Below are 13,675 nucleotides of genomic sequence, written 5' to 3' on the forward strand. Positions count from 1 at the left end.
AGTTCGGACCCTAACCCCTGCAATAAGCTAGATTTGCTTGGTGCAGTTGCAGATTCCATATCGGTATACCCAGAAGGAGGATGTTGTAGATTAGCAGGAGCAGTCATCAGAAAAGACCTGGAAACTGCGGGTTGACAAAAAAAATGATTGACTGGAGCGATTCAACCGAAAGGTAACGGAGGGTAGCTCTAACTCTAAGGTAAGGGCTTTGCCTTAAAGCGACAGCCTATACTTGGTTTACCTCAATCATTCCATTCACCTCGTGGCGGCACCGGTGGATTTCGGTCTAAGGCACGGGTCAGTTCGTCATCCCGTTCCCGCTCACCTCTGAGCCACTGACGAATTGCGGTTTCAATGACCCGACTCGGATCATTGGTCAGGTGATGGATTTGCTCTAATAGTTCTGAATCCAAATGGATAGAGATTTCTTCTTTGTCAGCTGAATGCTCTCTATGTACGGCATGATCGTTCATAAGCCCAGTGTTAGTTTCCCTAATAAACATTTTACGATAACTATCAATTCGCCGTCTTTCGATTCTGCGCACGCCAAAAGGCTATCTTGTAGTGCAGCCTTCCAGTTATTCCCATATAGAGGGAATCTCCCGATTTTCTTGGCGAAAACATTAAAATAAGTTAAGCGTTATTGAATTCTACAGCCCTTTTTTGTTGTCACCCCGATATGACTGACGTTCCTGTCTCTCGCATTCGTAACTTTTCGATCATCGCCCATATCGATCATGGGAAATCAACTTTAGCCGATCGCTTGCTACAGACGACAGGCACAGTCGAGGCGCGGCAGATGAAGGAACAGTTCCTGGACAATATGGAGTTGGAACGGGAACGGGGCATTACCATTAAGCTGCAAGCCGCACGGATGAACTATACAGCCAGCGATGGTCAGCAATACGTCCTTAATCTCATTGATACACCCGGTCACGTCGATTTTTCTTATGAAGTCTCGCGATCGCTCGTTGCCTGTGAAGGAGCGCTGTTGGTCGTAGATGCATCTCAGGGTGTCGAGGCACAGACTCTCGCTAATGTTTACTTAGCCCTAGAGCATGACCTAGAAATTATTCCGGTTCTGAATAAAATCGACTTACCCGGAGCCGAACCCGAACGGGTGAAGAGCGAAATCGAAGAGATCATCGGTCTTGATTGTAGCGGTGCAATCAAGGCATCCGCAAAGGAAGGCATTGGAATTCATGAAATCTTAGAATCCATCGTCCATTTGATCCCCCCTCCCCAGGATACGGTAGACAAACCCCTGCGTGCATTAATTTTTGACAGCTACTATGACCCTTACCGGGGTGTAATCGTTTATTTCCGGGTTGTGGATGGAACGGTTAAAAAAGGCGACAAAGTCCGCTTGATGGCATCCCACAAAGAGTACGAAATTGACGAACTCGGTATTCTTTCCCCCACCCAAATTCAAGTCGATGAACTTCATGCTGGTGAGGTGGGTTACCTAGCAGCAGCCATTAAAGCCGTAGAAGATGCTCGTGTCGGTGATACAATTACCCAGGCAGCCAAACCCGCCGGGGCTCCCTTGCCTGGTTATGCGGAAGCCAAGCCGATGGTCTTTTGTGGCTTATTCCCCATCGATGCGGATCAGTATGAAGATTTGCGGGATGCCTTAGAGAAGCTGAAGCTGAATGATGCAGCACTGCACTACGAGCCGGAAACCTCCAGCGCGATGGGTTTTGGTTTCCGGTGTGGCTTTTTAGGCTTGCTGCACATGGAAATCGTTCAGGAACGGCTGGAGCGAGAATACGATCTGGATTTAATTATCACCGCACCGTCTGTGGTGTATCAAGTCACCACTAACAAAGGCGAAGTCTTCGAGATTGATAATCCTAGCAAGTTACCGGCACCCAACGAACGGGAAAGCATTGCTGAACCCTATGTCAAGGTGGAGATGATTACTCCGGAAGCCTACGTCGGCACCCTGATGGAACTGTGTCAAAATCGACGTGGGGTATTTAAGGACATGAAATATCTCACCCAAGGGCGAACGACGTTAGTCTATGAATTGCCCTTGGCAGAAGTCGTAACGGACTTTTTTGACCAGTTGAAGTCCCGTTCTCGCGGCTACGCCAGCATGGAGTACCATCTGATTGGCTACCGAGAAAACACACTCGTCAAGTTAGATGTTCTAATTAACGGTGACCCTGTTGATTCTTTGGCAATGATTGTTCACCGAGACAAAGCTTACAATGTGGGTCGCTCCTTGGTGGAAAAATTGAAAGAGCTGATTCCCCGTCATCAATTCAAGATTCCCCTGCAAGCATCCATTGGCAGCCGCGTGATAGCCAGTGAACATATCCCAGCTTTACGCAAGGACGTACTCGCCAAGTGTTATGGCGGCGACATCAGCCGGAAGAAGAAACTGCTTCAGAAACAGGCGAAAGGGAAAAAGCGGATGAAATCGGTTGGTACAGTGGATGTCCCGCAGGAAGCATTTATGGCAGTGTTGCGCCTCGATCCGCAGTAGGATTGCGCAAGAGAAAAATTGGAAGAGTCAGGAGCCAAGGGAAAGTAGTTTTTCGGGGGTGGCCAAGCGATCGATAGAATGTTTATTGGGGAAGGCGGTAGGGGACGGACAATATTAAATATCGGTCGCCCCCCATCCTCAGGCCCTATTTGCAAAAATTAATTTTTTAGGATTTCTCTGAGCAGACAATAATGACAGCGCCTTCTAGGAGATAGATTCTCTACTCCAACTCCAGTTTTTTGGGACAAAAGCTCAGCCCCTGCTACATCAAGACCTGCACCTATTCTTGCGAAAGTAAGGCTAGAGAGCTGAATCTTTGAATCTTTACACAGTCTTCAAATTGATTTCAATTTCTATCCCAAACCTTGTGGCATCTTTGTAGCTAAAGAAGATTAAATAGCTATACTGGCTGGAGAAAATCAAGTTGAGTCCACTTCGCGGAAAACTATGAGAATTCTGGTTACGGGCGGTGCTGGTTTTATTGGTTCCCATTTGATTGATCGCTTAATGGCAGATGGGAATGAAATCATTTGTCTAGATAATTTTTTTACAGGTCACAAGCGCAACATCGGTCAATGGCGAGATCATTCTCGCTTTGAGCTGATTCGCCACGACATCACCGAACCCATTCGGTTGGAAGTAGACCAAATTTACCACCTCGCTTGTCCAGCTTCACCGATTCACTACCAATACAATCCTGTTAAGACCATCAAAACCAACGTCATGGGTACCCTGAATATGCTGGGGCTAGCCAAACGGGTAAAGGCAAGATTATTATTAGCCTCTACATCGGAGGTGTACGGCGATCCAGAAGTACATCCTCAATCAGAAGAGTACAGAGGAAACGTTAATACTATTGGTATTCGCAGCTGTTATGACGAAGGTAAGCGAGTTGCGGAAACTTTAGCCTTTGACTACCATCGGCAAAATAATGTAGAAGTTCGCGTGGTTCGGATTTTTAATACTTACGGGCCGCGTATGCTCGAAAATGACGGTCGAGTGGTGAGTAATTTTGTCGTGCAATCCCTGAGGGGTCAACCTTTGACCGTGTATGGGGATGGTTCACAAACCCGTAGCTTCTGCTATGTGTCTGACTTAGTGGACGGACTGATGCGGTTGATGAATGGTGAGCATACCGGACCGATTAATTTAGGGAATCCGGAAGAATACACAATTTTGGAACTAGCTCAGGCGGTTCAGAAGATGGTGAATCCTGATGCTGAAATTATCTTTAAATCTCTTCCTCAGGATGACCCACGCCGTCGTCGCCCCGACATTACAAAAGCAAAGACTTTGCTCAATTGGCAGCCTACCGTTCCCTTACAAGAGGGGTTAAAACTAACAGTGGAGGATTTTCGGACTCGTATAGCCTCGGCGGGGGCTTATCACTTGGCTTCGATGTAATTAATTAACAGTACTCAGGGTGCTGGAGAGAGGAAACAGGACTTTCGTCATGGGGTGATTGGGAACTAGGGAATTTAGAAAGATATTCTATGTCTTTGATTGAATTCTAATCGCCCATCCATTGCCCTAACAAATGATATTGAAACGGTAGCGACGTTAGTAGCGTCTTGTACCAGTTGAAGATACGCTTTTTGGTTCTGGAAATTGCGCCTAAGTCCTGAAATACTCAAAAATTAAGGCTTCCCTGAGCCCTATTTGTATCAGCGAGGAGCAGCAATATGCGTGTTTGTGTGATTGGGACTGGATATGTAGGTTTGGTGACAGGTGCTTGCTTAGCCCACATCGGGCACCACGTCATTTGCGTGGACAACAATGAAGAGAAAATTAAGTTAATGAAATCTGGGCAGTCGCCTATCTATGAGCCCGGACTATCAGAAATTATGCAGGGAGCCAGCCATTCTGGGAATCTGGAGTTTACCTCAGATTTAGCAGCGGGTGTGGCTCATGGTGAAATTTTGTTTATTGCCGTGGGAACACCAGCCTTACCGAACGGCGAAAGCGATACACGCTACGTCGAAGCTGTGGCGCGTGGCATTGGTTCCCATCTTAACGGCGGCTATAAGGTGATTGTGAATAAGTCAACCGTACCGATTGGTTCCGGTGATTGGGTGCGGATGATTGTGCTTGATGGGGTGGCAGAGCGCCAAACATCTTTGGTTGCTGCGGGTGGCATTGCTGGAGGAGAAGTTACAGCAGAAAGTGGCACCCAGTTTGATGTTGTGAGTAATCCAGAGTTCTTGCGGGAAGGTTCAGCCATTTACGATACATTTAACCCAGACCGAATTGTGCTGGGGAGTACTAGTCATCGGGCGATCGCGATGATGCAGGAACTCTATGCTCCGATCGTCGAACGTCAGTTTGCAGAAGACAAATCTCTGCCTCCAGTGCCGATGCTAGTGACAGACATTAGCTCAGCTGAGATGGTTAAATACGCGGCGAATGCCTTTTTGGCAACCAAAATTAGCTTTATTAATGAAGTGGCTAACATTTGCGATCGCGTCGGTGCTGATGTCACTCAAGTTGCCAAAGGCATTGGTTTAGACTCGCGGATTGGGAGTAAATTTTTGCAAGCAGGCATTGGCTGGGGTGGTTCGTGTTTCCCCAAAGATGTCTCTGCGCTCATTCATACCGCTGATGATTATGGCTATGAAGCTCAACTTCTCAAAGCGGCTGTTAGTGTTAATGATCGTCAGCGCTTGATTTCCCTGGAAAAACTTCAGCAAGAACTGAAAATTCTTAAAGGGAAAACCATTGGACTACTCGGGTTAACGTTTAAGCCCGATACTGATGATTTGCGGGATGCTCCAGCACTCAATCTGATTGAGCAACTCAACCGATTGGGCGCAAAAGTCAAAGCTTACGACCCCATTATTTCCCAAACTGGGATGCGTCACGGGCTATCGGGCGTGATTGTGGAAACCGATCCAGAACGACTCGCAGACAGTTGCGATGCTTTAGTTCTCGTCACCGACTGGGAGCAATTCCGCAAGCTGGATTATGCCAAGATGGCGAAGCTAATGAATAATCCCGTGATGATTGATGGTCGCAATTTTCTTGATCGAGAAACACTCTTAAGCGCTGGCTTCCGGTTTTTAGGAATTGGTCGATAGAAGAGTAGACTTGCTTGGAAGGTTGTAGGTTTATACATTGTGACTTACTCGTCCAAACTTTTAACGTTCAACCTTCTAAGCGGAAGTTGCCCCTGACGGGGCAACTTTCGTCTAAGAGAGATCGAGAGGAAACATCCCAATCTGATAAGGGCGAACGACCGTTCGCCCCTACCAACACTCAGCCATCCTAAAACATGAAGACCGCCCTTTAGGGCTGGGGGAGGTCAATCCAGTTTGAGCGCAGGTCTCTGTTATTAGAATGATGTTATGAAAATCCTGTAAATTATTGCTCTCTCAGCTTCCGCTTGTTTTTAATCTTGAGTTACACTGACCTGGTAGCCGCTACAAACTATAAATTGCATAAAACCCAGTCAGACTATTGCTCAATAACTCGGTACTTGTGGTGATTGAGCAATAAGCTTACGGTAAATTAAACCTAAAAATTCCGGATTCATTGTAAAACTTGCTGTTTCAACTATATCAGCTCCTTGTTAAAAGCTGGCTTACCCCCAAGAATTGAGAATTATCCTGATCTTCCTTTTTAACAAGGAAAGTTAGGGCTCAGGACGGACTGACAGTGTAACGGGACAAAGACAACTCCCTTTGCTAAAGTGGCGACAGGGTGCAGAGAAAACAATGATCTGTTAAATCACATGAATAATAACCCCTCAACAGGGTCTCAAACTCTTCAACCGCTACCCATAAGTTAGTGGGAAACACATACATTGCAGGGTATTTCGCGATCAAGCAGCTAGCTGAGCTTTAAACATGAGAGACCCTGCAACTCGAAAAGATTCAAAAGGGTACACTAAGTAGCGAGCTTTTCCGTTAGATGCAGCAAATTCAAGGGAGGTTTCTGCAACGGCGTGAATTCAGCCCCGTGGGCGGTTTTTAGTTCCCAAATCTACAGTTTGAGTCAGGGTGCTTCTACGTGCAACCCAAGGAATGGCGAATAAAGAACGGATTACAGGTTGGCTAATGAGCAGGTTAACAAGCTGACAAGTTGCTCGGTTAGTCGGTTCAATCTTCAACCTTCACCTGAAATCCTAACCTTCAACCTTTTGACCAATTCCCAATTACTTGAAAATGCTGGTTTTAGTTCTGATGTTTAGATTGACGGCTTTTGCCAATAGAAGTCAGCGGTGTTTGAGAGCGGTTACAGCCGTCGCACTCTTGTTTAGCGTAGCTGGCTGTACTTTCAATTCTTCAAAAGGACAGCCCGAAACTCCGCAACCGACCTCATCAGATTTATGGGAGTCGCCAGAACCACCAGCAACGCCCAAGTTACCAACGCCAACGCTGTCGGGGTTGAAGAATGTGCCGTCTTTACCGCCATCAACAGCGAACCGGAAGCTACTGGAAGAAAGTTGGGACATTTATCGACAGCAATTCATTCAAGTGGATGGTCGAGTGATTGACTACCAAGATAGCGATCGCTCTACCTCAGAAGGACAAGCCTATGCTATGCTGCGGGCTGTCCTGATTGATGACCCGACTACATTCGCCCTCTCCTTAGACTGGGCAGAAAAAAATCTCCACCGACTTTCTGATACAGGCACTGACATTGACCAACTTTGGGCGTGGAAGTGGGGACAGTACAAACCTGGAAAGTGGGGGCCAATCGACAAAAATTTTGCCACCGATGCCGACATCGATGCGATTACGGCTCTAATTCTGGCCTCTCGCCGCTGGAATCAACCCGAATACTTGAATTTAGCACGCCGCAAACTACGAGATTTGTGGTACTTCTCTACCATCGAGGTGCCAGGGGGCAAGCGCTATCTTTTACCAGGACCCGTGGAAGCCTTTTCCCCTACCCCCACAACAATCCATCTCAATCCCTCTTATTTCGCTCCTTATGCCTTTCGCCTCTTTGCCCAGGTTGACAAAGATCGCGACTGGATGAGCCTGGTTAAAAGTAGCTACGAGGCGCTCGAACAGTCGTCCAAGGTTTCCGCTGCTGGCTTACCGAGTGACTGGATTGCCCTCGACACCCAAACAGGTAAGTTTGGGCCGATACCGGCACAGAAAAACCTTCAGAGCGTGTATAGCTTCGATGCTTACCGGGTTTGGTGGCGAGTCGCTTGGGATGCGGCTTGGTTCAAATCCCCCGAAGCCCAAAAGTATCTCAGTACTGCCACCAAACACCTAGAAAAACAATGGCGTCAGCAAAAGCGCCTGCCAGCTCGGATCGACCTCCAGGGAAAACCGACGGTGGACTACGAGGCTACATCCCAATACGCCATGCTAATACCAGCCTTCCGGTTAACTAGTCCCGATATAGCCGAACAGTTGCTGAAGGAGAAAATCTTACCTCAATATCATCAAGGGATTTGGGATGACCAGTCAGCTTACTACACTCAAAACCTAGCTTGGATTGGGCTACTTCCTCCCGATGTCGTGAGTCCCCAGCTCCTACAACCTCAATCCAAATAAGTTGAAGGTTAAAGGTCGAAGCTTGAAGTCGCCTAGGCTCCTAACATGTCACCAAATAATTCGTAATTATAAATACTCGCTCTCGCGTTAGCTTCGCAACGTAATTCGTAATTCTAAATTCAAAAAGCGGGTCAGAAGCCCTGGCCTTTAGGCTACCCATGTTTAAGCGGAGTATAAATCCCTGTTTAAACATTAATTATGTTAGCGCAGCGCCGGAGCTTTAGTGAGGACGTAGCCCATTACGAATTGCGAACTACGAATTTTTAAAAGTGCGTTCCAGCAAGATTGCTCTTAGACCCACTGCCTTAGCGGCCTGATAATCTTCTCTGAAGCTATCCCCAATATGCCATGCATCCTTCGGTGCACAAAAATGTTTTTGTAAAGCAATGGCAAAAATTTGTGGGTCAGGCTTGGCAACACCTGCCTGTGTAGAAATTGTGATTGAGGTAAAAAACTCCTTCAGGTTTAGGGCATCTAAGACGTAGTCAAGACGGGAGTCAAAATTAGACACAATACCCATTTGAATCCCAATCCGTCGCCACGCTTCCAATGCTGGTAGCACATCGGGGTAGATAAACCAAGGTTCAGCCGTGGCAAAGTGGTTGTAGAGTTCGTCGAAAAAATCGGTAAAGTTAGCAAACTGACTAAGCACGCCAGCTTGTTGGAACGTGCGGAGGGCAATCACCCGCCACCACTCAAATTCGCAATGGGGAATCTCGTCGGGATGAGCTCCAGGAAAAACTGGGGTAGCGGCAAAGGCTTGGAAGAAGGCTTCGTTTAATCGGTCAGCTGGGACTTGAACACCAAACTTCTGAGCGATCGCACTATAAACCTCGCCTACGCTCCCCCGGACACCAAACAGTGTACCGACTGCATCAAGAAAAATCACTTTCGGTTGTTGTAGGGTCATTGGTTACGAGGTTGAAGGTTGGAAGGTTGAAGGTTGTAACGTTCTACGTGTCCAGCCCGTTCCCTTAATTGAGGGATGGTTTGTAAAGTTGAAGGTTGGAATATTGAAATTTGGAACATTTTATGGTAATGACGTAGCGTTGAGAGAACATTGAAAGTTTTAAATGGCACGCCCTGCAACCTTCAACCTAGCAACAACTAGGAGTTTCCTGATAATATCGCCACCAAGGGTTGCGCCATCCAATTCAAGCCAACTTTCAGCTTATGGTTTAAGGTGGGCATCCGATAGAGATAGGCAAGACGCCGAGCGAGATAGGCTAAAGGCCCATCCACCTTGAGTCCCAGACCTGTGAGTGTGGCATTGTCGATCCCCAAGGTCATCATTTCCCCTAACGGCTGATAGCGGAAGGGTAACAGAGGACGACCTGTGAGGGAAGCCCAGATATTCCAAGCTGCATAGTCGGCTTGCTGAAACGCGGATTGTGCCGTGTTTGGGACTTGCTGACCGTCGGCATCGCGGCAATCGGCGAGGTCACCCAAGGCAAAAATTTCGGGATGATCAATGGCTTGGAGTGTGGGTGTTACGACTAGCTGACCCCGCTGGCTTTGCTTGAGAGAGAGCGATCGCACAACTGGGGCAACCCTTGTCCCCACTGTCCACAACACGATATCGACAGGGATACTATCCACCTGTGCTTTATACAACAAGGAAATCGCATCTGGCTCAACCGAGGCCACCGATGTTTCTAAATCAATCCACACCTTTCGGTCATTTAGAGCCTTATGAGCTGCATCGCGATTAAAATCGGTTGAAGTTCTGAGAATCATATCACTCATTTCAATCAGCCGCAGCCGTCCGCGATCGCCGAGTCGTTCTGCCAGTTTGCAAGCTAACTCAACTCCCGAATAACCCGCACCCACAATGGCGACTCGGATTTTCTCTCGATCCGACTCTTCCAAAATCCGTAGCCGTTCTTCTAAACGATAGGCATCCGCGATGGTACGGAATCCAATCGCATACTCCATTACCCCAGGTGCCATATCCAGAGGCGTTTCTCCACCCATCGCCAACACCAAGCGGTCATAAGCAAATTCCGGGCCATCATGCAACTGTACCTGCCGCTCCTCTACATTAATTCCATCCACAGCGGCTTGAGTAAAGCGCACCCCTGTGTTAATCAACAGTTCTTCATAGGGTGGGGCAATTTCCCAGGTTTGGAGTTCCCCAGTCAGGAGTTCATACAGTAACGGCGTAAATAAAAAGCGATCATTTTGATCGACCAATATAATTTCCGGTTGTTGGGGCTTTTCCCACGGCAGCTGGCTCAAGCGCAGGGCAGTATAGAGACCCCCAAAGCCTCCTCCAAGAATACAGATGCGGGTCGGTTGTTCACTCATGGTTCAAAGCGCGTGCGTTAGAGCATGGCAATTTTCTTCAGTGTAGCGAGTTGACGCCGAGGCGGGACAAAGCAACCAGAGTCTTACAAAAAAGGCAGAGGGCAGGAGGCAAAAGGCATAAGGGAAGAAGAGAGAAGGGAGAAGAGAGAAGAGAGCCGTGGGTTATTGCCCACGAAAAAAGACAAAAGACAATCACCTCTTGATTCAAACATCCTTATCCAATCCCACGCTATGAGTAGGCGTGGGAACCTTATGCCTTATGCCTTCGATCTTTTGCCTTATGAACTTTCAAATTGGGTTGATTTGTGCATGAGTTTCCAGGTAGCCTCTTAGGCAAAACCAAGAGGCTCATCGGTGAGGATTTGTTGCTTCTTACAGAATTCCTGATAGAAAAAAGCAAGATACTCTAAAAGCCAAAGCGAGCCTCTCTCACACAGAATCTAAATTCGAGATTGATTGAATCCTTAATACTGGGTGTGATATGCCTGCGCTTACAACATTTAATTTCACTAATAGCAGCACAATTGCTGCGGGTACGCTTGATGCTAATGGCAACCCCATCGGTGGCTTATCGGGCATTACCTACGATGCTGCCAACAACGTTTACTACGTTATCTCCGATGGTCGCAATATTGCTGGTAGTCCCGGTCCTGCTCGCTTCTATACCTTTAATCTCGCGATCGCTCTCAATACGGGTAACTTGGGAGGAGTTACTCTCACGGGTTTAACAACCATAGGTAATCCGCCTCCCTTTGCGCCCAATACTTCTGATACTGAGGGCATCGCTTTTGTTAATGGGAATTTGTACATCTCTTCAGAAGGAGCGTTCAACGGGACTACACCCACCGCCCAGCCGTTTATCAATCGGTTCGCTCTCGCCGGGAATCAAAACGGGGTACTGCCGATTCCTGCCAAATTTGCAGCAACAGCAGGTACGACGGGCATCCGCGATAATAGAGGCTTTGAAAGCCTGAGTGTTACTCCTAACCAACTGTTTCTGTTTACAGCGACAGAAAATGCCCTCAAACAAGATGGCCCTGCTGCAACTGCCACGAACGGTAGCCCTTCCCGGATTTTGAGATACGACCTGACCACAGGCTTACCCGATAGAGAATTTCTCTACAATACTGACGCTGGCAACGGTATTTCTGAAATATTAGCACTGGATAATAATACGCTCCTCGTGCTAGAGCGCTTCTTAAATCCTCCCTTTTCAGGCAGCTTGAGATTATATGAGGTATCTCTCCTAGGAGCGACTGATATTTCAGGCTTAGACTCCTTGGGAGCGAGCGGTGTTACACCCGTCCAGAAAACGTTGATCGCCAATCTACCTACTTTAGGGCTTCTTGACAATTTTGAAGGCATGACGCTCGGTCCCGTTTTGGCAGACGGGAGGCGCTCGTTGATACTCGTCAGTGACAACAATTTTGGTGTAGTGGGCACAGGCTCACAGTTTGCGGCTTTTGCCGTCAGAATCAACACTGCGCCCACACTCACACCAGTAACACCGAATCTGACAGGGATTGTTGAAGACCCCACAACCAACAACGGCGACTTAGTTTCTACCTTGATCGGCAATGCGATCGCTGATGTAGACCCAGAAGCGGTAAGGGGAATTGCTGTCACAGTGGTGGACAATACCAACGGCAGTTGGGAGTATTCAACTGATAACGGTCTGACTTGGAGTGCGTTTGGAACACCGTCAACGGCAGCAGCGAGATTGCTGGCAGCAGACGCCAACAACCGAATCCGCTTTGTGCCCATAGCCAACTATAGCGGCACAGCCACCATTATCTACCACGCTTGGGATCAGACGAGGGGCACCAACGGTTCGACAGCAGACCTCTCAACGGTGGACAGAATTGGCGGAATTACAGCCTTCAGCGCTGTCAAAGATTCGCTGGTGATCGCTGTTAATGCTGTCGCTGATGCGCCCCCCCTCACGGTTGAGTCAGCCTCAGGCAATCAAAACAGTCCGATTCCCCTAAACATCAAAGCAGCGCTAGTCGATATTGATGGCTCAGAGAACCTTTCGGTTCAGATTGCAGGTGTGCCCACCAGCGCTTCCCTTAGCGCCGGCACAAACTTGGGCGGTGGCATTTGGCAGCTGACTCCAGATCAACTCACGGGTCTTTCCATTACATCAACCAGTGATAACGATTTCGCCCTGACTGTTACTGCTACAGCAACTGAGGTCTCTAACGGTAACACCGCCTCAACATCTAGAACCCTGGATGTAATAGTCAATTCAGTAACGCCAGCACCAACCCCTACACCAACCCCGATCAATACTGCCTTAACTTTGAGGCAAAATCCCAACAATACTTTTGTTATTGAAGGCTCTTCAGGACAAACTCAACTCGAGTTCGATCTCACTCAAGGAAACTCAGCTGCTGTTAATGAAGTGGGTGTTGTAGTTCTGGATAATGATTCTGGTACGATTAATGGAATTGCTCCGGGTCAGGCAGGGTATCAGCAAGCTGCCCTGAGTCAGGGAACGGTAATTTTTTCCGCACTATCTAACTCCCCTAATAATTTTGGGGTATCGAATCAAACTCGTGTTTTAACCGTAGAGGCGAATCAGCGTCTCTTGTTTTACTTAGTCCCAAACAGTAGCACGGATACGGCACTATCTGACTTGGCTGCTGGGCGAACACCCCCTAATATATTCTTCGCCTCGCCCTCTTTTAATACAGGTGGGTTGGACTCTCTGCAAGTATCAGACCAAGGCAATGGTGTTTTTACCCTACGCTGGGACGATGGAGTAGGTGGAGGTTCTCCAGACTTCAACGACTTAGTGTTCAACGTCCAGACTACGACTCAACCCCCAACACCAGGGGCAGCGCTGCAAGGAGAATCGCAACAGGAACTGATCGATTTGCGCGATCGCACAAGTTCGGTGCAAGCTCAGTTTGTGGTAAACCGAGAGGCAGCTTTTGACAATTTTGTTGGTTTTTATAAGGTCGTGGATGTCAATGGCGGAATTGATACCGATGGAAATGGGACTGCTGATGTTCTTCCCGGCGAGGCGGGGTATGCACAAGCTGCCATCCAACAACGGGTGCAAAGCTTAGATATGACGGTGGCTAACCAGTCCACGGCAACCTTCACCGCACAGTTAGAGGGCGGATTTATCTATGCCCCATTTTTGATTGCCAATGGTAGTCCCGATGCACTCCTAGATGGAAATTCTAGTAATGACCCCCCTGTCTATTTTCCCTTGTTAGGCGCTAATGCGGATGGCGTTGACCACATCCGGTTATTGGGGGATAACACCTTTGGTTTTGAGGATTTATCCGGCGGTGGCGATCGGGACTATAACGATGTGGTTGTTCGGGTAAATTTGGCCTGAAAACACAGTGCGATC

The 13,675-nt window shown here is 47.9% G+C and carries 8 protein-coding genes; 5 read left to right on the forward strand and 3 right to left on the reverse strand.

The genetic code is table 11. The features are described 5' to 3' along the window. Positions 1–242 precede the first annotated feature (242 nt). On the reverse strand, positions 243–473 hold the full coding sequence (locus V6C93_RS27910; RefSeq protein ID WP_333479937.1) for a type II toxin-antitoxin system CcdA family antitoxin: 231 nt from the start codon (positions 471–473) through the stop codon (positions 243–245). Positions 474–679: 206 nt separating this feature from the next. Between V6C93_RS27910 and lepA the strand changes: the two genes are divergently transcribed. The 4 genes from lepA (at position 680) to V6C93_RS27930 (ending at position 8,001) form a co-directional block, all read left to right on the forward strand. Next, on the forward strand, positions 680–2,491 hold the full coding sequence (lepA, locus tag V6C93_RS27915) for a translation elongation factor 4 (RefSeq protein WP_333479938.1): 1,812 nt from the start codon (positions 680–682) through the stop codon (positions 2,489–2,491). A 447-nt stretch (positions 2,492–2,938) separates the two neighbouring features. Next, complete coding sequence (locus tag V6C93_RS27920) at positions 2,939–3,895, forward strand: UDP-glucuronic acid decarboxylase family protein (RefSeq protein ID WP_333479939.1); 957 nt, start codon at positions 2,939–2,941, stop codon at positions 3,893–3,895. A gap of 278 nt (positions 3,896–4,173) precedes the next feature. Beyond that, a complete protein-coding gene (locus V6C93_RS27925) occupies positions 4,174–5,565 on the forward strand; it encodes a UDP-glucose/GDP-mannose dehydrogenase family protein (protein ID WP_333479940.1) in 1,392 nt (463 codons plus the stop codon). A gap of 1,086 nt (positions 5,566–6,651) precedes the next feature. After that, positions 6,652–8,001, forward strand: a complete 1,350-nt coding sequence (locus V6C93_RS27930) for a glycosyl hydrolase family 8 (protein ID WP_333479941.1) — start codon at positions 6,652–6,654, stop codon at positions 7,999–8,001. Between the two features lie 253 nt (positions 8,002–8,254). Here the strand turns inward: V6C93_RS27930 and V6C93_RS27935 are convergent, their stop codons facing one another. Further along, positions 8,255–8,911: an HAD family hydrolase gene (locus V6C93_RS27935; RefSeq protein WP_333479942.1), complete on the reverse strand. Its 657-nt coding sequence runs from the start codon at positions 8,909–8,911 to the stop codon at positions 8,255–8,257. Positions 8,912–9,108: 197 nt separating this feature from the next. Next, complete coding sequence (locus tag V6C93_RS27940) at positions 9,109–10,308, reverse strand: NAD(P)/FAD-dependent oxidoreductase (protein WP_333479943.1); 1,200 nt, start codon at positions 10,306–10,308, stop codon at positions 9,109–9,111. A gap of 481 nt (positions 10,309–10,789) precedes the next feature. Between V6C93_RS27940 and V6C93_RS27945 the strand changes: the two genes are divergently transcribed. Then, entirely contained in the window at positions 10,790–13,660 is a 2,871-nt protein-coding gene (locus tag V6C93_RS27945; protein ID WP_333479944.1) for an esterase-like activity of phytase family protein, read from the forward strand. Positions 13,661–13,675: the final 15 nt, after the last annotated feature.

It is taken from the genome of Allocoleopsis sp., from assembly GCF_036703385.1.
Classification (GTDB): domain Bacteria; phylum Cyanobacteriota; class Cyanobacteriia; order Cyanobacteriales; family Coleofasciculaceae; genus Allocoleopsis.